This window comes from Devosia albogilva (genome assembly GCF_042685625.1).
Classification (GTDB): Bacteria; Pseudomonadota; Alphaproteobacteria; order Rhizobiales; family Devosiaceae; genus Devosia; species Devosia albogilva.
Map to the genome: position 1 here is coordinate 2057929 of NZ_JBHUNP010000001.1, position 20298 is coordinate 2078226.

Below are 20298 nucleotides of genomic sequence, written 5' to 3' on the forward strand. Positions count from 1 at the left end.
ACCCTCTCGCAGGTGCCGGTCCCAAGCGAAACCTTCATGCCGTTTCGGCAAGAGGCCATCAGGCGGGCAGGAAGTCTCCGGCTGCCACCGGCACTTCGCTCAGTCCCGAAGCGAACCTGCGCGCATTGCGTACGTAGCCGTCGGCCGAGTTCCGCAGCCGCTGGATGCCGGCTTCGTCGAGTTCGCGGATAACCTTGCCTGGCGCCCCCACCACCAGGGAATTATCGGGGATCTCCTTGCCCTCGGTCACCAGCGCTCCGGCCCCGATCAGGCAGTTCCGCCCGATCCGCGCCCCGTTCAGCACCGTCGCGCCCATGCCGATCAGCGTGTTGTCCCCGATGGTGCAGCCATGCAGCATTGCCTTGTGCCCGACCGTGCAGCCTTCCCCGATGGTCAGCGGAAACCCCATATCGGTATGGAGCACCACATTCTCCTGCACATTGCTGCGCGCGCCGATCACGATGGGTTCGTTATCCCCCCGGGCCACCACGCCGAACCACACGCCGGCATCCGCCCGGACGATGATCCTCCCCACCAGCACCGCCGTCGGCGCAATCCAGGCCACATCCGGATCGATCTCCGGCGCAATTCCATCCAGGACATAAAGCGGCATCGTCAGGTCCTCCTGCCCCAAAGGTAACCAGCGCCGGTGTGCGCGGCAACAACCCCTCACCCTGGCCCTCTCCCCGGCCGCCACGCCACCAGCCCACCGGCCCCTTCGCCCCCTCTCCCCTGAGGGGAGAGGGTGGGGGTGAGGGGTTCACGTTCACGGCAGGAACTCACCCCCTGCACCCCTCACCCGCCGCTTCGCGTCGACCTCTCCCCTGAGGGGAGAGGTGAACCCAGTCATCTCGTGCCATCAACCGCACCATCGCCTCCTTCGCCCCCTCTCCCCTGAGGGGAGAGGGTAGGGTGAGGGGTTCACGTTCACGGCGGGCACTCGGTTCCAACCCCTCACCCGCCGCTTCGCGTCGACCTCTCCCCTCAGGGGAGAGGTGAACCCCGCCCAAATCGCGTCCCACCAACCGCACCATCGGCCCCTGCGTCCCCTCGCCCCTCCGGGGAGAGGGCCAGGGTGAGGGGTCTGCAACGCAACCTCAAACCGTCACCCCATACGCCTCCCGCATCTCCGCAATCTCCCCCAACACCCGCGCCAACTCCCCCCAGTCGTCCCGCTCCGCGATCGGCGCCCACACTGCCTCCATCTCCTCGATCAGCATCGTCCGCGGCCGCTCGCGACCGAAATACGGATGGTCGAGATTCACCTCCGCCGCCGGCGCGAACCCTTCCAGCCCGTCCGCCACCGCCCGGAAACTCTCCCGCATATAGAACTCGGCCGCCGGGCTCCGTGCCGCCCGCTCGGCACTCAGCGCCCCGCCGCGCCAGTCGAAGAAGAACTGTTCATACGGCGCCTTGCTCTCGTTCAGGAAACCGAACAGCGCGCTCAGGAACGCGCTGTCCCGCTCGGTATCCCGCGGCTTCAGCCCCAGCCGCCGCAGGATCTGCCGCGGCAGTTCCGCCCGAAACGCCGGCCACACCGTGTTGAGCACCGGCTCCAGCGCCTCGATGCTCGACAGCGGCACCAGGCATTCGGCCAGCCGGGTCAGGTTCCACGCCAGCGTGTCCGGCTGCCGCCCGAAGCTGTAAAGCCCCGTTTCGTCGAAATAGGCGGCGGTGAAGTCGGGGTCGTAATGCGGCAGGAACCGCCACGGCCCATAGTCGAAGCTCTCGCCGGTGATGTTGATGTTGTCGGTGTTGAGCACGCCATGCACGAAGCCGGCGGCGATCCACTGTGCCCCGAGCCGCGCCACCTCCTTGACCACCCGCTCCAGCAACGCCGCAGCCGGATCGGGAGCATCCGTCAACTCGGGGTAGTAGTTGGTGATCGAATATTCCACCAGCCGGCGGAGATTGCCGGGGTCTTCGAGATAGGCCAGCCGCTGAAAGGTGCCGATGCGGATATGGCTGTGGCTCAGGCGCACCAGCACTGCCGAGCGGGTGGGGGAGGGCTCGTCGCCCCGATAAAGTTCCTCGCCGGTCTCGACCAGCGAGAAGCTCTTTGAGGTGTAGACCCCGAGCGCTTCCAGCATCTCCGTCGCCAGCACCTCGCGCACCCCGCCCTTGAGCGTCAGCCGCCCGTCGCCACCCCGCGACCACGGCGTGCGCCCCGACCCCTTGGTGCCGAAATCGAGCAGCCTGCCGTCGACGGGGTCGACGCACTGCGCGAACAGGAAGCCGCGTCCGTCCCCGAGGTCCGGGTTGTAGCTGCGGAACTGGTGGCCGTGATAGCGCAGCGCCAGCGGCTGCTCGAACGAGCCGGACAGGGGCTCGAACCGCCCGAAATGGCGCACCCACTCTTCCTCACTCAGCGCACCCAGACCCAGCCGTTCGGCCCAGCGCTGGTCGCGATGCCTGAGGATGGTTTTGGGAAAGTCGGCCGGCCGTACCGGATCGAAGAACTCGCCGCCGAGTTCCTCGTGGCGGCGAGCCGGTTGAAATTCACGCATCTACCGCTCCCGTAGCCGGCCCGTCCTTCGTCACTGCCGGGCCTGTCCCGGCAGTCCATCTCGGGCCCAACGCCCCGCATGGCCCTGTGGTTCGCCCTCGCAAACCCGGCTTGCAGCCTCGTGTCTTTCGAAGGTCGCCGATTCGGCCTATATGATCGGCGATGATCCCCGCGACCGACACCCTCAGCCTTTCGCCTTTCGACGCCGTCATCTTCGACATGGACGGCACGCTCCTCGACACCGAGGCGGTCTTCCGCACCATCGTCTTCGACGTCTGCACCGAACTCGGCTTCGAGATGACCGACGACGTCCATCGGGGCATGGTCGGCTCCAGCCACGAGCACACACGGCAACTCCTGGTCGAATCCTATGGCGTCGCCTTCCCCTACACCCTCTTCGACGAGCGCTGCCGCGTGATCATGCGCGAGCGCTCGCACAGCGGCGTGCCGCTGAAGCCCGGCGCCCGCGAATTCGTTACCGCCCTGCGCGAGAACAACGTGCCGACCGCCGTCGCCACCAGCTCGCGCAACCCGCACGCCCAGCACCATCTCGGCGCCGCCGGCCTCCTGGACCTGTTCGACACCATCGTCACCCGCGACGACGTCCGCAACCCCAAGCCCCACCCCGAGCCGTACCTCACCGCCGCCGGCCGCCTCGGCATCGAGCCCACCCGCTGTCTTGCCCTCGAAGACAGCCACGCCGGCGTCCGCGCCGCCCACGCCGCCGGCATGCAGACCATCATGGTCCCCGACCTGGTCCACCCCAGCGAAGAAATCCGCCAACTCGGCATCGCCGTGCTCGAAAGCCTCGAACACGTCCACTTGGCCGCATTCCCGAAGCGCTGACGCCAGGCAAAGGGAAGCCAGAAGCTTCACCCTGGCCTCCCGCCCATCGTCCCCTCTCCCCTGAGGGGAGAGGGTCAGGGTGAGGGGTTCACCCTCTCGGCGGGAGCCGCAGCGCTGAACCCCTCACCCGCCGCTCCGCGGCGACCTCTCCCCTCGATGGGAGAGGTGAAGAATGCAGCCTCTTGCCCGTCTCCTGCGCCTCCCTCCCCTCGATGGGGAGGGATTGAGGGTGGGGTGGGGCCCACACACCAGCCTCCCGCCCATCGTCCCCTCTCCCCTCAGGGGAGAGGTGAAGAAATTCCTCTCCCCTCGAGGAGAGGGGCACCGAGTGAGCAACGAGCGCGATGCCCCCTTCTCCCCTTGCGGGAGAAGAGCTTGCCCTCGGGCCTGACCCGAGGGTGCCCGAAGGGCGGATGAGGGGTGTCCTACCGCCTCACCCGCAGCTTCGTCCGCTGCACCCCATCCGCATCGAAATTCTCCGGCGCCAGCCACCGTTCGAACTCCGCCCGGATCGCCGGCCATTCGCTGTCGATGATCGAGAACCACGCCGTGTCGCGGCTCTCGCCCTTGACGATCCGGTCCTGTCGGAACACGCCCTCATAGGTGAAGCCGAAGCGCCGCGCCGCCGCCTTGGATGGCTCGTTGCGGTCGTTGCACTTCCACTCGAAGCGCCGGTACTGCAACTCGTCGAAGGCGTGCCGTGCAAACAGGAAGAAGGCCTCTGTCGCCAGCGGCGTCCGGGCCATCGCCGGTCCCCAATAGACGCCGCCGATCTCGATCGAGGCGTGTTCGGGAAAGATGCGCATCCAGCCCTGCCGGCCGACCGCCCGGCCGCTGCGCTTGTCCACCACCGCGACGAACCGGTCGGGACCGGCATTCATCCGCTCGACGAAACTCTCTGCTTCCGCCAGTGTGGTCGGCGCGTGCTCGAACAGCCAGCGGTAACGCTCCGGCACCCCATCGCCCTGGGAGGCCGCCAAGAGGTCCGCCGCATGGCGGCGCTCCAGCGGTTCCAGCCGCACGAAGCGGCCTTCCAGCACCAGTCGTTGCGGTGCCGCCAGAGCCGGGGAGACGGTCATTTCTCGTCCTTGAAGATGGCGTCGAGCCCGACGCGGTAGTTGGGATACAGCATCTCGATCCCGAGCGCCTGCTTGATCGCCGCGTTCGAGACCCGCTTGTTGTCGCGGTAAAAGCTCTGCTGCATCGGTGTGAACTCGGCCTGCTCGAAGGCAATCTCCGGCGGCGGCTCCACCTTCATCAGCCCGGCAGCATAGGTCACCAGATTCTGCGGCGGCGCCGGTTCGTCATCGGCGAGGTTGAAGGTGCCCTCGAGCCGCTGCTCCGCCGCCAGTGCCGTGACCCGCCCGATATCGGCGACATGGATGCGGTTGAACACCTGGCCCGGCTTCACCACCCGGCGCGCCGTGCCGTCCCGCAGCTTGTCGAAGATCGACCGCCCCGGCCCGTAGATTCCCGCCAACCGGAGGATCGCCAACGGCACGCCGCGCGCCTTGGCGTAGTCCCGCCAGGCCTGCTCCGCCGCTACCCGCCGGTCGCTGCGGGCATTGCGCGGCACCAGCGGCGCCGTCTCGTCGATCCAGTTGCCGCCGAAGTCGCCATAGACCCCGACGGTGCTGTAGTAGCAGAGCCATTCGAGCGGCGCGGCATCGAGGTCGGCGCGGTGGTGCACCAGTGCCGGGTCGCCTGCCTCTCCGGGCGGGATGGAGAACACCACATGCGTCGACTGCCGCAGTGAGGACCCGAGCGTCGGCCCGGGCGCGGTGCCGTCAAACAGATGCGCGTCCATTCCTGCAGATTTGAGCCGCTGCGCCTTCTCTTCGCTTCTCACCGTGCACGAAACGCAAACGGAATCTGCCAATTCCGTCACCGCTGCGGCGGCTGCTGCAGACGAGAACCCATAGCCGAAGATGAACATCCGCATCAGCGGTCCCCGCTCCATTCCGCCACCACCTCCGGGTCGGTTTCGCGCGCCAAAGCCTTGTCACGCAAGGCTTTCGCCCGTTCCGGGTCGAGCTCGCGCAGCGCCCATGCCGCCGCCCCACGCACCACCGGCTCCGGATCCTCGAGCCGCGACTCGACCAGCGGCACCAGCGCCTTCTCGCCCGAATTCCCTACCGCAATCAAGACGTTACGCAAAAACCGCCCCACCCCGATCCGCTTGATCGGCGACCCCGCAAACAGCTTCCGGAACCCCGCATCATCGAGCTGCAGCAGATCCGCCAATAGCGGTCGCTCCAATTCCGGCCGGCCCCGCAGCCGTATCTCTCTGGAAACGCTGGCGAACTTGTTCCACGGACACACCGCGAGACAGTCATCGCACCCATAGATGCGATTGCCCATCGGCCGCCGGAACTCCAGCGGAATCGGGCCCTTATGCTCCACCGTCAGGTAAGCCAGGCACCGCCGTGCATCGAGCTGGAACGGCGCCGGAAACGCCGCCGTCGGGCAAACATCGAGGCACCTGGTGCAACTCCCGCAACTCTCCACATGCGGCGCGGACACCGGCAGTTCCGCCGAGGTCAGGATGGCGCCCAGGAACAGCCAGGAGCCGAATTCTCGCGATACCACAACGGTATGCTTGCCCTGCCAGCCCAGGCCAGCGGCCTCGGCGAGCGGCTTCTCCATCAGGGGCGCCGTGTCGACAAACACCTTCACCGCCTCGCCGGAACGCCGGGCGAGCAGCCCCGCCAGTTCCTTCAGCTTGCCCTTGATGATCTCGTGGTAGTCGCGATTGCGGGCATAAACCGAAATGCTGCCCACCAGCTTTTCGCCGAGCAGAGCCAGCGGGTCGGTTTCCGGGCCGTAGTTCATGCCGAGCACGATCACCGAGCGCGCCTCCGGCCACATGCCGGTGGGGCTGCCGCGGCGGTCCGCGGTTTCGGCCATCCAGGTCATGTCACCGTGCCAACCCTGCGCAATGGCCTGGTTGAGTTTTTCCGGCAGGTCCGGCCGGGCCGTGGCCGCCGCGACGCCGAACGCCTCGAAGCCGAGCGCCGCCGCCCGGTCCCGGAGTTCAGCGATGAGGCTATCGGTCAAAAGTCGAGATCCGCATATCCAGGCGAGGGCGGCATCGCGACCACGCGGTCGTTGAGCAGCGTGCGAAACGCCGGCCGCGACTTCATCCGGCTGTACCAGTCTCGGGTTTCCACGGCCTTGGACCAGTCGACATCGCCCATATAGTCGAGGCTTGACAAATGCGCCGCGAGCGCAAAATCGGCCAGGGTCATGGTGTCCCCAGCCAGCCAGGCGCGGGTTGCCAGCAGCCAGTTGAAGTAGAGCATGTGCTCGACAAGGTTGGACTTGGCTGCACGCAGTACGGCGGGATCAGGCGTGGCGCCGCGCTGGTCGCGCTTGGCGATCTTCTCGTCGATCAGGTAGCGTGTCACCTCGTCATTGAGCTTGACGATGATCCACTCCACCAGACGCCACATCTCGGCACGCGCGCCCGCATCGGGCGGCACAAGCCCGCTTACGGCCTCCGGCGTGTAGAGGTCCTCCACCATATGCACCGCTGACAGTACGCCCACGCCCGGCTGTTCCAGTTCGGTGAACAGGATCGGCAGCGTCGCGGCGGGGTTCACCTCGAGAAAGTCGGGCTCCCGCAGCCACGGCTTGATCTCCTCGAGGTCGAGCGGCACGCCATATTCGGCGCACATCAGGCGCACCAGACGGGAACTCGGGTCGAGGGGATGATGGACGAGGCTCGGCATGAATGTGACGCTCACGGGTGCAGACGAGGCATGCGGCCCCTGCCTTGGCGCTCCGCGCGAACACCGCTAAGAGACGAGGCCCGCCAAGGGGGCTAGGGGACGAGTTAGGGGATCAGATGAACGCCGATCAAGGTCTTTTTGTGCCGCTGATCCTCGGTATCCTCGAAGGGCTCACGGAATTTCTGCCGGTGAGCTCCACCGCCCACCTGCTGCTCGCCGGGCACTTCTTCGGCCTGACGCAGCCGGCGACCTTCGTGGTGCTGATCCAGTTGGGCGCGATCCTGGCGGTGATCACCGTCTACCTGACGAAGCTTGGCGTCCTCATTCGCGACGCCCTCACCGGCAAGGCCTATGCCTGGCACTTCGCCATAGCCGTCATCCTCGCCTGCCTTCCGGCCGTCTTGGCGGGCGTGCTGCTGCGCGATTTCATCCAGCAGGTGGTGTACGAAACGCCGCTGGTGATCTGCATTTCGCTGCTTGTCGGCGGCATTATCCTGTTGATCGTCGACCGCATGCCCAAGCGCCCGGTCTACGACGACATCTACACCTATCCCTGGCACCTGGCGGTTATCGTCGGGCTGTTCCAGATGCTGGCGCTGATCCCGGGGGTTTCGCGTTCCGGCGCCACAGTCGTTGGCGCCATGCTGTTCGGCGCCACCAAGCGCAGCGCTGCCGAGTTCACCTTCTTCATCGCGCTGCCGATCATGGCAGGCGCCTTCGGCTACGACCTTTACAAGAGCCGTGACCTGATCACCGCCGACCTGGCGGTCAACGTCGCCATCGGCTTCGCCGCCGCTTTCGTGGTCGGTGCCCTAGTGGTGCGCTACCTGCTCGACTTCGTCTCGCGCCACGGCTTTGCGCCATTCGCCTGGTGGCGCATCCTGGTGGGCGCCGCCGGGCTGATCGCGATCCTGGTGTTCGGGCTTTAGGCCTTACTGCTCCAGCGGCTTGTAGTTCGCCGGAATCGAGAAGAAGGCGGGCGGAATCTCGACGCCCTTCTGCACATCATAGAGCGAGAAGGTGAGCTCGGCGCCGCTCGGCTCCACCAGCGTCCACTGCGCCAGGTCCTTGGTTTCCGTATCGAAGATCAGCGAGACCTGAACCGTGCCTGCTACCGTCTCGTCGATTACCGTAATGGTCAGGTAGCCGTCCGACGTCACCACATCGAGCACGTTGGCGGCCATCAGGTCGATCTGGTCGCCGAGGAACTGCCGCAGCGGAATGCTGTCCTGGGGGTAGGCGTAGTAAGTTTCGTCGCGGCGGTTCAGCACATAGAAACCGCGCCCGATCGACACGATCTCCTCGCGGCTCGGCGGCGCATAGCGGAACGCCACCTTGTTCGGGCGCTCAAGGAAGAACGTCCCTTCGGTACGCCCGCCATTGGTGTCGATCTGCAGGAACCGGCCCGCCATGGTGCGAATGGCATTGTTGTGGGTCGTGATCTCGGCGATCAGCTGCTGCTCCTCTGGGGTGAGGGCGCGGTCCAGCGCCGCAGCCGGCAATGCCGGGATCAGCGCCGCGGCAAAGCCGAGCAGCAGGATATCGCGTCTGTTCATGGCAGTCCCTTCGAAGCGAGGCGGTTGAGCGTAGCCTAGCCACGAATTACGGCAAGAGCGGGAAAGTTCCTTCCCGCTCCCGCCTGGCGCAGTGGCCTAGTACCCGTCGGCGTTGTTGCCCACCAGGATCTCGCGCTTGCCGGCGTGGTTGGCCGGGCTGATCACGCCCTCCCGTTCCATGCGCTCGATCAGCGTCGCGGCCTTGTTGTAGCCGATGCCGAGGCGGCGCTGGACGTAGGACGTGGAGGCCTTCTTGTCGGTCAGGACGATGTGGACGGCCTTGTCGTAGAGCTCGTCGCCCGAACCGGCATAGTCGTCGCCACCACCGGCACTCTCGCCGAACTCGCCACCCTCTTCGGTCTCTTCGGTCACCGAGTCGAGGTAATCCGGAGAGCCCTGCGACTTGAGGTGCGCCACCACCGATTCCACTTCGCCATCGGACACGAAGGCGCCGTGCAGGCGCTTGGTGCGGCCGCCCGAGGCCATGTAGAGCATGTCGCCATTCCCGAGGAGCTGCTCGGCACCCTGCTCGCCCAGAATGGTGCGCGAGTCGATCTTGCTGGTCACCATGAAGCTGATGCGGGTGGGGAAATTGGCCTTGATGGTGCCGGTGATCACGTCCACCGACGGGCGCTGCGTGGCCGTGATCATGTGAATGCCGGCAGCACGGGCCATCTGGGCCAGGCGCTGGATGGCCCCTTCGATGTCCTTGCCGGCGACCATCATCAGGTCGGCCATCTCGTCGACGATGACGACGATATACGGCAATGGCTCGAGATCGAACTCTTCGCTCTCGAAGATCGCTTCGCCAGTCTCGCGGTCGAACCCGGTCTGCACTGTGCGGGTGATGACGCGGCCTTCCTTCTTGGCCTCGGCGACGCGCTGGTTGAAGCCGTCGATGTTGCGCACACCGATCTTCGACATCTTGCGGTAGCGGTCTTCCATCTCGCGGACCGCCCATTTGAGCGCCACCACCGCCTTGTGCGGATCGGTGACCACCGGGGTCAGCAGATGCGGGATGCCGTCATAGATGCTGAGTTCGAGCATCTTGGGGTCGATCATGATCATCCGGCACTGCTCTGGGGTCATCTGGTAGAGCAGCGACAGGATGAAGGTGTTGATGCCCACCGACTTGCCCGAGCCGGTGGTGCCGGCGATCAAGAGGTGCGGCATGCGCGCGAGGTCTGCAATCACCGGCTCGCCGCCAATGGTCTTGCCAAGGCAGATGGGGAGTTTGCCCTTCATCTTCTCGAAGTCCGACGAGGCCAGCATCTCGCGGAAGAACACCGTCTCACGGTTCTGGTTCGGCAGCTCGATGCCGATGGCATTGCGCCCCGGCACCACGGCGACACGGGCGGAGATGGCGCTCATCGAGCGGGCAATGTCGTCGGCCAGCGAGATCACGCGACTCGACTTGATGCCGGGCGCAGGCTCGAGTTCGAACAGGGTGACAACCGGGCCTGGGCGGACATTGATGATGTCGCCCTTGACGCCGAAGTCCTGCAGCACCTCTTCGAGGCGCCGTGCCATGGCTTCGAGCCGCTCCGGGGAATGATCGGCGGAGGGACCCTTGCGCTGCGGCTCGGCCAGGAGGTTCAGGGCCGGCAATTCGAACCCGGTCGGCTCGTCGAGCAGGCTCGGCTGCGCCTCCCGGAACACGCGCTGGCCCGGCGCTGGACGCGGGGCAGGGGCGGCGACGCGCGGTGCTGCCGGATCGACCGGATGAAAGCGGGAATCGCCGCGCTGGGTGTGGGCGGGCACCGGTGCGACGGGTGCGTCCGGCACGAAGGGCAGGTCCTCGTCCTCTTCGGGATAATCGATGCTGTCCTCGTCATAGGACGGACGCGCATTGATTCGCGCCGAGACGACCGGCTCCGCCTCGAACACCGGTTCGGCGGGGGCATGGATGCGGCGGGTCGTCGGTTCGAGCGCGGGTTCGCGGCGCTCCACCACCGGGGAGCGTCCGTCGAGGCTCGGCTCGATATCGGTGTGCTCCGGCATCTCGGCAGCACGGCGTTCGGCATGCTGGGCCCGGGCGCGGCGGAAAGCGGTCCGCAGTGAATAGCCCATATGCACCATGGCCCCGATAGCCACCTCCACCAGCGGGTTCGGTTCGGGCTCGTCCTCGCGCGGTGCGGCACGGCCCTTGCCCTTCTCGGGCCCGACTGGGACAGCGGTGCCGAGACCCATGGCGATCCAGAACAGCGCCAGTGCCGGCGCGGCGATGATGATGGCGAACAAGGTGGCGGTGATCGCCTGCGGCTGCTCACCGGCAACGAGGGTGGCAAGATTGGTGAAGCCCATGCCGGCAAGGCCGCCGAGCCCCGTCGGCAGTGGCCAGCTCTCCGGCGCCGGCAGGAAGGCCAGAACGCCGGTCGCGAGCGCCGTTGCGCCCAACCAGGTCAGGCCGCGCAAACCCAGCCGCGTCGGCATGCGCCGGCGCACCATGGCCCAGCCCCAGAGCGCCGGCGGCACCAGCAACACGGGTGCTGCCAGCCCGATAAACTGGAACAGCAGGTCTGCGATCACCGCGCCCGGATAACCCAGCCAGTTCGCGGCAGGCTTGCTGGTGGCAAAGCTCATGCTTGGATCGTCCACCGACCAGGAGGCGATGGACACAAGACCCACCACGACCAGGCCTAGCAGCAGCATGCCTGCCACCCGCACTGGAATGCGAATGGAGAGCGCCGGCGGCGGCTTCGGCACCGAGGCCGATGCGGACGCACCGCGCTTGCTGCCCCGCTGCGGCAGGGTGCGGATTTCGTCGAGCACGGGGGAGGGGGAACTGGGCATGGCAAACTCGGTACTTGCCCGGAAAACTCCGGGCCCACATGCCGGCAAATCTATGCGGACCGGGTTAACTCAAGGCTAACCATGGCGGTGCCGCCCCGAGCAAAGAAAAGGCCCACCCTGGTGGGTGGGCCGAGGTAACCGCTTGGCGCGAGGGAGGCAGGCGCCGCGGGAACTGTCGATCGTGGAGTGCGGCCCATGCGGTTTGCGAGTGGGAAGCCTCTGTGGCGGGCCAAGAGGGCACGAGCCGCACGCCACGATCGACGTAGATGGTCCGGCGGCAGCAGACCGCCGCCGGACGAGTTTGGATCAGTTGTAGGCGCGTTCGCCGTGGGTGGTGAGGTCGAGGCCGTCGCTCTCGGAAGCTTCCGACACGCGTGCTCCGCCAAACAGGGCCTTCACGATCAACATGGCAACCACGGTCACTACGGCCGACCAGACAATGGCGACCACCACCGCAAGCACCTGCGTCACGAGCTGGCCGCCCATGGCGTAGTCCTCGGCACCGAAGCCGCCCAGCGACGGGGCCGCCACGATGGCGGTGCCGATGGCGCCGACAATACCGCCGACACCGTGGATGCCGAACACGTCGAGGCTGTCGTCGTACTTGAGAGCGGGCTTGAGCGAGACCACGGCCCAGAGGCAGGCAAAGCCGGCAACGGCACCGAGCACGATGGAGCCAAAGGTACCGGCAAAGCCGGCGGCCGGGGTGATGGCCACGAGGCCGGCAACGGCGCCCGACACGAAGCCGAGGGCAGACGCGTGGCCGCGGGTGATCTTTTCACCGATTGCCCACGCGATACCGGCGGCGGCAGGAGCGGTGATGGTGTTGAGGAAGGCCTGGGCAGCCAGACCGTTGGCCCCCAGGGCGGAGCCGGCGTTGAAGCCGAACCAGCCCACCCACAGCAGGCTGGCGCCGACATACACGAAGATCAGGTTATGCGGTGCAATCGGCTCCTTCAGGTAGCCCATGCGCGGGCCAAGCACGATGGCAGCGACCACGGCCGCGACACCGGAGTTGATGTGCACCACGGTACCACCGGCGAAGTCGAGGGCGCCCATGTTGAAGAACAGGCCGGCCCCGGACCACACCATGTGCGCGATCGGCAGGTAGGAGAAGGTGAACCAGATGGCCAGGAACGCCATCACTGCACCGAACTTCATGCGCTCGGCGATGCCACCGACCACCAGCGCTGCGGTGATGCAGGCGAAGGTCAGCTGGAACACCACGAACACCAGTTCAGGCAGCGTGCCCGACACCGAGTCCGGGGTCACATTGGCAAGGAACAGGTTGGAGAAGTCACCGATGAATGCCGACAGGCCGCCTTCGCTCGGACCGGAGAAGGCCAGCGAGTAGCCATAGGCGACCCACAGCAGCGCGATCATCGAGAAGGCGCCGAATACCTGGGTAACCACGGAGAGCACGTTCTTGGCGCGCACGAGGCCGCCATAGAACAGTGCCACGCCCGGGATGGTCATCATGATGACCAGCAGGGTGGACACGATCATCCAGGCGGTGTCGCCGGTATCGATGCTGGCCACTTCTTCGACCACTTCCGCCGCATCGACGGCAACTTCCTGGGCAAAGGCTGGCAGGGCCAGCAGGAGGGAGGTTAGTGCAGCGCTCCCGAGTACCTTGTTCATCTTCATTCTTGTTTTCTCCCGAAGACGCTTACAGGGCGGCCGCGCCGGTTTCACCGGTGCGGATGCGGGTGACGGCGAGCAGGTCGAGCACGAAGATCTTGCCGTCACCGATCCGGCCGGTCTGGGCGCTGTCGCGGATCGCCGCGGCAACGGAGTCGGCGAGTGCGTCGTCGACCGCGATCTCGATCTTGAGCTTGGGCAGGAAATGCACGGCGTATTCGGTGCCGCGGTAAATCTCCGAATGCCCCTTCTGGCGGCCATAGCCCTTCACTTCCGTCACGGTCATGCCGTGCACGTCGAGCGAGTTGAGAGCCTGGCGGACCTCTTCGAGGCGTGATGGCTTGATAATCGCTATCACCAGTTTCATGTGAGCCCCCTTGCGACTTCGCGCTGGTCTGGAATGCCAAACAAGAGTCAAGCGCCGTGCCAAATTGCCGGCTCGGGGAAAGATCCAGCGTTTACAGCATGTTGGTGGATCGGTGCGGCGCGGCGCGAACAAAGTGCATCGCCCGTGCACACGTTGTAGGCATCCTGCGGACTTGTTGCCCAGATTATGGGCAGCGGTCGTGATGACCTTGCGCTTTAGCCACCTACAGCGCAGATAAGCGGCAAAGGAGTAGCTGCCAATGCCGCAAGTGGATCGCTTCGACGTCATCGTGGTGGGCGGTGGACCGGTGGGCCTCAGCATGGCCCTGGCGCTGGTGCAATCGGCCCGCGGCATGCGCGTCGCACTCGTTGATCGGCGCCCACTGACCGTCCCAAGCGACAACCGCGCCTCGGCCATTGCCGCCTCGGTGCGGCGCCTGTTCGAGGCGCTCGGCGTCTGGTCCGGTATGGAACCCGCGGCGCAGCCGATCCTCGCCATGCGGATAACGGACTCCGGGAGCGGCGACATCGCCCGTCCGCTGTTCCTCACCTTCGAGGGGGACGTGAGCCCCGGCGAGCCCTTTGCTCACATGGTGCCGAACTCGGCTTCTATCGGGGCTCTGCTTTCGGCGTTGGGTGAGGGCGTGACCATCGTGGCGCCGGCTGAAATTGCCGCCTTCGCCGATGCGGGATCGGAAGCGCACCTTGACCTCGCCGACGGCCGCCGGCTCGTGGCTCCCCTGGTCATTGCCGCCGACGGCGGTAACTCCGCCCTGCGCCGCATGGCCGGCATCGGCACGCTCGGGCACGACTATGGTCAGACCGGCCTCGTTGCTACCATTGCCCACGAACTGTCGCACGACGGCGTCGCCTACGAGCACTTCCGTCCCGCTGGCCCCTTCGCCAGCCTGCCGCTGCCCGGCAACCGCTCTTCGCTCGTGTGGACAGAGACGACCGCAGAGGCGTCACGCCTGCTCAACCTCGACAAGGCGACTCTGGCTGGCGAGATCGAGGCGGCTATGGGCTCAACCCTTGGGCCGGTCACCGTGGAAGACAAGCTCGCCGGCTTCCCGCTGCGCCTGCAGATCGCGCGCGAATTCGTCGCTCCGCGTCTCGCCCTGATCGGCGATGCCGCCCATGTCATCCACCCGATCGCCGGGCAGGGGCTCAATCTTGGCCTCAAGGACGTCGCCGCGCTCGCCGAAGTGGTGGTGGAGGCGCTGCGGCTCGGGCTCGACGCCGGTGCCCCCGATGTGCTCGCCCGCTACCAGCGCTGGCGCCGGCTCGACACTGCCGCCATGGCTGCAGCCACCGACGGGCTGAACCGGCTGTTCTCCAACGATCTGGCCCCGGTTCGTGCGCTGCGCGATCTCGGACTCGGGCTGGTGGACCGTACGCCGCTCGCCAAATCCACCTTTATCCGCACGGCGGCTGGGGTGAGCAGCGCCAACCCGCGCCTACTGAGCGGGCTTCCGATCTGATCATGCCGTACTTCGATTCGACCGCAGTCCTGCGCGGCGAGTACGAAGAAGAAGCGCGGCAACTGCAGCTATGGTTTCCGGACGATCCTGGCCCTTACACCTACTACGACGTGCGCTGGAGGTTTACCTTGAGCTTCTCGAAGCCGAGTCCAAGGGGCGCTACTTCGCGGCTCACATCCGCGATCGCTTCGAGTACAGCCCGCCCGTCGTTCCCTAGCCGCGGGCGCTGATCGCCCGAACCTCGTCCTCGCTCAATTCCCGGGCCTCATCGAGGCTGAGCAGGGGCACGCCCCGCCTGATCGGGAAGGCTAGTCGTGCCGCGACCGAAATCAGCTCGGTATGATCGGCTGAGAGCGTCAGCCGCGTCTTGGTCAGCGGGCAGACCAGCATTTCCAGTGTTCGTGGATCGACCACATGGCGCGGGTTGGTCGGTTGCGTCGGCATCAGTTGAGCGGAGCCTGACCGCTGCCGCCGCGGGCGATCTCGTATTCGGTGAGCGCGATCAGCGTCTCCGCCCGGGCCTCCAGCGTCGGCGCCTCCAGCAATTGCTGCTTCTCGGCCGGGCCATAGGGGCTCACCATGCAGCAGAAATTGACGAGGTCGGCCGTGCCGGTGCGCTCGATCTCGTCCCAGTTGAGCTCGATGCTGGCGTACTCGGCATAGTCGCGCATCATCTTCACGAACCGGATACGGTCCACGGCGTCCTCGCCATAGTCGCGGGTGAAGTCGTGCTCGAAGCCCTCGGCGCTGATCACGCCCTGCCGGTAGGGTGTCATCACCGTCAGCTCGTGCACCAGCCGGAACCGCGTCACCCCCTCGAGGATGATGAAGTAGCGGCTCTCCCCGCTCTCTTCGAAATGGGTGAGCCGGCCCAGGCAGCCGATGCTCTCCAGCGGCGTGCGTCCGCGCGGGCTTTCCTCGCTGGTATCCTCCGGCTGGATCAGCCCAATCAGCCGGTCGCCCCTGAGCGCTGCGTCAACCAGTTCGATATAGCGCGGCTCGAAAATGTTGAGCGGCCGGTGCGAAAACGGCAGCAGCAGCGCCCCGGTGAGCGGAAACAGCGGCACCGAGCGCGGTAGATCGTCAGGGCTGGCCGGGCGGCGCACCATGGTCAGGAGAACAGCGCCGCCGAAAGCAGCCGCCGGCCCTTCAGCGTCGCCGGGTCCTTGGCGCCCCAGGCTTCGAACAGTTCCAGCAGCTTCTTGCGCGCTGCGTCCTCGTTCCAGGTGCGATCGCGCTTGAACAGCGTCACCAGCGTTTCCGCCGCCTCGAGCCGCTTGCCCTCGGCATTGAGCGCCAGCGCCAGGTCGAATCGCGCCTGGTGGTCGTCGGGGTTCGCCGCCACCGCCGCTTCGAGCTTTGCCGTGCCGCCGAGGGCGGCCGCTTCCCCGAGCAGCCGGATGGAGTTGGCGAGGCTTGTATAGGCGTCGCCCTTGCGCTCGGCCTCCGGCACCATGTCGAGGGTCGCCTGCGCCTGTTCCGGCTCACCGGCCGCGAGATAGACCTGCCCGAGCCCGATCAGCGCCTGCGCGTTCTCGGTCTGGTGCTGGAGCACCATGCCGTAGATCTGCGCCGCTTGAGCGAGGTCCCCGGCCTCCACTGATTCCTGCGCCGCGGCCAGCGCATCGGCGATCTGCGCCTCGAGCGATCCCTGCTTCGGCTGGCCGGCCGGCGCTGCGGCGATCACCCGGTCGGCGAAGCGCCGCACTTCTGTTTCGGGCAGTGCGCCCATGAACCCGTCCACCGGCCGCCCGCCGGCAAAGGCGAACACCGCCGGAATCGACTGCACGCCGAGCTGGCCGGCGATAGAAGGGTTCTCGTCGATGTTGATCTTGACCAGCTTGATCTTGCCGGCCTTCTCGTTGACCACTTTCTCGATGGTGGGGGTGAGCTGCCGGCACGGGCCGCACCATGGCGCCCAGAAATCCACCAGCACCGGCTGTTCCAGCGAGGCTTCCATCACGTCGGCGCGGAAATCGCGATCGGTCGAATCCTTGATCAGCGCACCGGCGGGGGTGCCGGTCGGCGCAGCGGGAGCGGCAGCATTGAACGGGGTCGACATGAGCGGGCAAAGTCCCTTGCACGGCAGCTTCGGATAGGCGTTTGCAGCGTGTTTGCGCCGCTGGCGCCGGGGTGACAACCCCATTGCTCCACAACTGTGACGCATGCGTCAAATTGTGGGTTGCAATCGGGAATTCCTTTGGGCATATAGGCCCCCGTTGCAGCGCTGCCAAGCACTGCGGCGACGGAGCGCGGGTGTAGCTCAGGGGTAGAGCATAACCTTGCCAAGGTTAGGGTCGTGGGTTCGAATCCCATCGCCCGCTCCAATCTTCCCAAGGCCGGCAAGCCTTGAGAAACAAAGGGTCCTTCGGGACCCTTTTTGTTTTTCCGGGCTCTCACGTGGGCGCGGTTAGGGTCCGCGGTTACAAGCGGGTTCCAATGAAGTTGACTTCCGACCGCTTCTGCTACCGGCTCACTCCTAGTGAGACCCCTGAGTGCTGTTGTTGCTAACCTTTGCTTATTGTAGCGCCAATCCCAGTACCGGCACGGAATTGAAACGGCGGCAGGAAAAAGCGACAGTAGGCCCCTTACGCCTTCCCTGGCGTGGAGTTGCGAACTTGTCTTTCGCTCTCACGTGCCCGAGCTCCGAACAGGTCATGCACCTCCGCCGACGGTCGATCAAACGTCGGCTGTAAGAATTCCTTCGGCCCACCTCCTCCTCAGTATCGGCCCGAGAGGCCGCTTCTGGCGCCAAACAGCTGGTGCCACAAACCAAGGAGACCAAGATGGCAGATGAGATCATTGACCAGGAGACGTCCGTTCTCAATTGGGGGAGTGACGCTCCGCGTGGTGGCAAGGCAGTGCTCAACCGCATTGTCAAAGAGAAGGCTACTGTGCCCCTCTTCTTTGCCCAGACGCTTATCCAGTCGCTGCGCGACGTCGGATACAACAACACCACCTCGGCCCTGTGCGAGCATGTTGATAATTCCATCCAGTCTGGCGCCACTGAAATCCGCGTCTACTTCCGCCAGACCGGAAATCGCGATAATGCGGTCATTGATGCCGCGGTTTACGACAACGGGTCTGGTATGGCGCCTACTACCCTAAAGGTGGCGATGGCGTTTGGCGGTTCAATGAGCTTCGGGAATCGTTCAGGTATTGCCCGCTTTGGAATGGGCATGAAAACCGCTGCTTTGAGCATGTCACCGGTACTTGACGTGTATTCATGGCAGGAGCCGAACGCCTACTACAACATGACGCTAGATGTAGACGCCATTGGCCGCGAGCGTACCAACCTGGTGGGCTTGCCCGAGCCAACCCTTTCCACCGAGCTACCGGACGACCTAGCAGACCTGTTCCGCCAGCCGATGGTATTCCCGAAAAACCCGTCAGAGCAGGAACTGTTCGTAGAAGGCGGCGAGTACCTCGAGGAAAAGCTGGGTCAGTCAGGCACCATTGTCTACATGCCGGGGTGCGACCGCCTCACCTACCGCAAGGTCCAGACACTCGTGGACCATGCCGTCAAGGAAATGGGTAGAGTTTATCGGCGCCACATCGCCCAGGGGCTCTCGCTCTATGTTAACAACCGCCTAGTGGAGGCGACTGACCCCACCTACTCGCTTTCGAGCGCCAGGCACCAGCGTTTCCTTGAACCCGGCATTGCGCGAAGCAGCCGTCTGCTGTTCTCGCGGGAAGTGCTGGTGCCTGTAAAGGAGAACGGTCAGGAGTCCCGGCCCGTCACTATCAAGGTGTTCAGGCTTCCGATCGAGGAGTGGTATCACCTTCCGAAGAAGACGCTCAAGAACGACCTACACGTTTTCAGCGGGCTCACCGTTTCCATTCTGCGGAATGACCGTGAGGTGTTTGCAGGGCCGATGCCGAAACTCACCACTCGGCACACCGTTACGCACTGGTACCGCATCCAAATCGACTTCGGCGGCGAGCTGGACGAGGCGTTCGGCGTGGCGGCCAACAAACAAGGCGTACGGCTAAAGGGCTATGTGGAGGAAGCCATCAAGCGCGCTATTGGTGACGAGATCACCACGTTGAACGATGAAATCAAGCGGTTTCAGGCGGCGCAGTCAGCGGCTCGTAAACCGGCGCAGCCAACAGCCAGCGAGACACGGGCCAGTGAAGCCGAGGGCTTCCAGCCCAACGAGGTTGAGAGCAAACTGAGTGAAGCTGAGCAAGCGGACCTTGACGCCAATCTGCGAGGGTTGGCCAGCACCTTACGCCGTCAAGATGAAACCGACGAGGAAGCGTACGAGCGCATCCAGAAGTCACGGTACATCCTGGACCTCAAGCACGACGAATACTGGCCGTTCTATGACGTTCGACACAAGTTTGGTCGTATCATCCTGACGATCAACACCGCTCATCCGTTCTTCACCGAACTGTACGAGCCGTTGCAAAAGCTGGAGGTCAGCGGCGGCGGCGACGGGGATGACAGTGCCCTTCCTGTCGAGGAAGAGTCCCGCGGGCCCATTGCTGCTCTTGAGCTGCTACTACTTTCACTAGCCCGGACGCAGAGCCGGATGGTGGCACACAATGAAGATGCGGCAAAGGTGCTCGAAAACTTCCGCCGCGAATGGTCGGATGCCTACCGTATCCAGATGACCGTCTAGTCGTTGTAATATTCCTGCGACTTGGTATCCTAACAGGTACTACCCCTCAGAGGGGCCGGAAAGCTCCGGTCGGGCATAGCGTCCCGGCCGGAGAGCCCCGTCTCCAAGAAGGGTGGTTCTCTCAGCGGCCAACATCGGTCCGCACAGACATGGAGATCAAATTGGCTACAGTTCCCCCCGAATGGGAGGCGTACGCGCGCCTCCAGACCGAAGTCGCCCGCAGCTCAAAGGCTGACAACCGCGTCGAGGCTCTCGAGGCGGCCATGAATAAGCTGCTTGATGCAGGCAACAGCCTCGACGAGCAAGCGGTCACTACTGCTACTAAGACCGCCGCCCGCCGTAATCGACACCGTTCGGTCCTCCGTCACCGTCACCTCCCTCGCGAAGAGCCTACGAACAACCCGGTGAGCGAGATTGAGGCCCGCAGCCTTTGCGCTCAGGTGGAGACGGTTATCAAACCCGACGACCTGAGAGTGTTTACTTCCGTGGCAGCGGGTCAATCCCACCGCCAGATCGCAAGTGCCTTTGGCTGTACCCCGACCGCCATCGGCGTCAGAATTCTCCGAGCACGCCGCAACGTCAAAGCGGCGCTTCCGGCCCAGTTGCTGGCGGAACTCACTGAAATGCTCGCAGCCTAGTGCTCATTACAACGAGAGCGGAGTCGTTCATCTGACTCCGTTCCGTCGTGGGTGGACTGACAGTCCCTCGCAAATTGAGCTGCCGCGGACCAGGTTCCGCACCTCTGCCTCATTC

19 protein-coding genes and 1 tRNA gene are annotated in these 20298 nt (G+C 65.2%); 7 read left to right on the top strand and 13 right to left on the bottom strand.

Annotated features, from left to right (window positions below; translation table 11 throughout):
* Positions 1–58 precede the first annotated feature (58 nt).
* Together ACFSX5_RS10450 and ACFSX5_RS10455 are read right to left on the bottom strand one after the other, a co-directional pair.
* Positions 59–613, bottom strand: coding sequence for a gamma carbonic anhydrase family protein (locus ACFSX5_RS10450; RefSeq protein ID WP_386833319.1), 555 nt, complete (start codon positions 611–613; stop codon positions 59–61).
* 484 nt (positions 614–1097) lie between these two features.
* On the bottom strand, positions 1098–2507 hold the full coding sequence (locus ACFSX5_RS10455) for a protein adenylyltransferase SelO (protein ID WP_386833320.1): 1410 nt from the start codon (positions 2505–2507) through the stop codon (positions 1098–1100).
* Between the two features lie 161 nt (positions 2508–2668).
* Between ACFSX5_RS10455 and ACFSX5_RS10460 the strand changes: the two genes are divergently transcribed.
* On the top strand, positions 2669–3352 hold the full coding sequence (locus ACFSX5_RS10460) for an HAD family hydrolase (RefSeq protein WP_386833321.1): 684 nt from the start codon (positions 2669–2671) through the stop codon (positions 3350–3352).
* 425 nt (positions 3353–3777) lie between these two features.
* On the opposite strand, the gene ACFSX5_RS10465 is transcribed toward ACFSX5_RS10460, so the two are convergent.
* The 4 genes from ACFSX5_RS10465 to ACFSX5_RS10480 are packed head-to-tail and all read right to left on the bottom strand — an operon-like array spanning position 3778 to position 7083.
* A complete protein-coding gene (locus ACFSX5_RS10465; RefSeq protein WP_386833322.1) occupies positions 3778–4431 on the bottom strand; it encodes a GNAT family N-acetyltransferase in 654 nt (217 codons plus the stop codon).
* Positions 4428–5294, bottom strand: a complete 867-nt coding sequence (locus ACFSX5_RS10470; protein WP_386833323.1) for an SDR family oxidoreductase — start codon at positions 5292–5294, stop codon at positions 4428–4430. The genes ACFSX5_RS10465 and ACFSX5_RS10470 overlap by 4 nt, the downstream gene beginning before the upstream one ends.
* Entirely contained in the window at positions 5294–6409 is a 1116-nt protein-coding gene (gene queG / locus ACFSX5_RS10475; RefSeq protein ID WP_386833324.1) for a tRNA epoxyqueuosine(34) reductase QueG, read from the bottom strand. The genes ACFSX5_RS10470 and queG overlap by 1 nt, the downstream gene beginning before the upstream one ends.
* Positions 6406–7083 (bottom strand): glutathione S-transferase family protein, encoded by a 678-nt coding sequence (locus ACFSX5_RS10480; RefSeq protein ID WP_386833325.1) that lies wholly within the window; start codon positions 7081–7083, stop codon positions 6406–6408. The genes queG and ACFSX5_RS10480 overlap by 4 nt, the downstream gene beginning before the upstream one ends.
* Positions 7084–7199: 116 nt before the next feature.
* On the opposite strand from ACFSX5_RS10480, the gene ACFSX5_RS10485 reads away from it, so the two are divergent.
* The gene (locus ACFSX5_RS10485; RefSeq protein WP_386833327.1) at positions 7200–8012 is read left to right on the top strand and encodes an undecaprenyl-diphosphate phosphatase; all 813 of its coding nucleotides are present in this window, start codon (positions 7200–7202) and stop codon (positions 8010–8012) included.
* A 3-nt stretch (positions 8013–8015) separates the two neighbouring features.
* Here the strand turns inward: ACFSX5_RS10485 and ACFSX5_RS10490 are convergent, their stop codons facing one another.
* The 4 genes from ACFSX5_RS10490 to ACFSX5_RS10505 form a co-directional block, all read right to left on the bottom strand.
* On the bottom strand, positions 8016–8639 hold the full coding sequence (locus tag ACFSX5_RS10490; RefSeq protein WP_386833328.1) for a LolA family protein: 624 nt from the start codon (positions 8637–8639) through the stop codon (positions 8016–8018).
* Positions 8640–8735: 96 nt separating this feature from the next.
* Positions 8736–11432 carry a DNA translocase FtsK gene (locus ACFSX5_RS10495; protein ID WP_386833329.1) on the bottom strand — a complete coding sequence of 899 codons (2697 nt, stop codon included), beginning with the start codon at positions 11430–11432 and terminating at the stop codon, positions 8736–8738.
* Between the two features lie 306 nt (positions 11433–11738).
* Positions 11739–13073: an ammonium transporter gene (locus ACFSX5_RS10500; protein WP_386835620.1), complete on the bottom strand. Its 1335-nt coding sequence runs from the start codon at positions 13071–13073 to the stop codon at positions 11739–11741.
* Positions 13074–13101: 28 nt separating this feature from the next.
* A complete protein-coding gene (locus tag ACFSX5_RS10505; RefSeq protein ID WP_386833330.1) occupies positions 13102–13440 on the bottom strand; it encodes a P-II family nitrogen regulator in 339 nt (112 codons plus the stop codon).
* A 259-nt stretch (positions 13441–13699) separates the two neighbouring features.
* Between ACFSX5_RS10505 and ACFSX5_RS10510 the strand changes: the two genes are divergently transcribed.
* Both ACFSX5_RS10510 and ACFSX5_RS10515 read left to right on the top strand, forming a co-directional pair.
* Positions 13700–14920 carry an FAD-dependent oxidoreductase gene (locus ACFSX5_RS10510; protein ID WP_386833332.1) on the top strand — a complete coding sequence of 407 codons (1221 nt, stop codon included), beginning with the start codon at positions 13700–13702 and terminating at the stop codon, positions 14918–14920.
* A gap of 70 nt (positions 14921–14990) precedes the next feature.
* Entirely contained in the window at positions 14991–15137 is a 147-nt protein-coding gene (locus tag ACFSX5_RS10515) for a KTSC domain-containing protein (protein ID WP_386833333.1), read from the top strand.
* Here ACFSX5_RS10515 and ACFSX5_RS10520 read toward each other — a convergent pair.
* Genes ACFSX5_RS10520 through trxA form a run of 3 tightly spaced genes read right to left on the bottom strand, consistent with a single transcriptional unit; the run spans position 15134 to position 16982 of the window.
* Entirely contained in the window at positions 15134–15364 is a 231-nt protein-coding gene (locus ACFSX5_RS10520; protein ID WP_386833335.1) for a Trm112 family protein, read from the bottom strand. The genes ACFSX5_RS10515 and ACFSX5_RS10520 overlap by 4 nt on opposite strands.
* Positions 15364–16029 (bottom strand): LON peptidase substrate-binding domain-containing protein, encoded by a 666-nt coding sequence (locus ACFSX5_RS10525; protein WP_386833336.1) that lies wholly within the window; start codon positions 16027–16029, stop codon positions 15364–15366. The genes ACFSX5_RS10520 and ACFSX5_RS10525 overlap by 1 nt, the downstream gene beginning before the upstream one ends.
* 2 nt (positions 16030–16031) lie before the next feature.
* On the bottom strand, positions 16032–16982 hold the full coding sequence (gene trxA / locus ACFSX5_RS10530; RefSeq protein ID WP_386833337.1) for a thioredoxin: 951 nt from the start codon (positions 16980–16982) through the stop codon (positions 16032–16034).
* 190 nt (positions 16983–17172) lie between these two features.
* On the opposite strand from trxA, the gene ACFSX5_RS10535 reads away from it, so the two are divergent.
* From ACFSX5_RS10535 to ACFSX5_RS10545, 3 genes are all read left to right on the top strand, one after another.
* A tRNA-Gly gene (locus tag ACFSX5_RS10535) sits at positions 17173–17247 on the top strand.
* Between the two features lie 459 nt (positions 17248–17706).
* Positions 17707–19545, top strand: coding sequence for an ATP-binding protein (locus tag ACFSX5_RS10540; protein ID WP_386833338.1), 1839 nt, complete (start codon positions 17707–17709; stop codon positions 19543–19545).
* 161 nt (positions 19546–19706) lie between these two features.
* On the top strand, positions 19707–20183 hold the full coding sequence (locus ACFSX5_RS10545) for an RNA polymerase sigma factor (RefSeq protein ID WP_386833339.1): 477 nt from the start codon (positions 19707–19709) through the stop codon (positions 20181–20183).
* Positions 20184–20298: the final 115 nt, after the last annotated feature.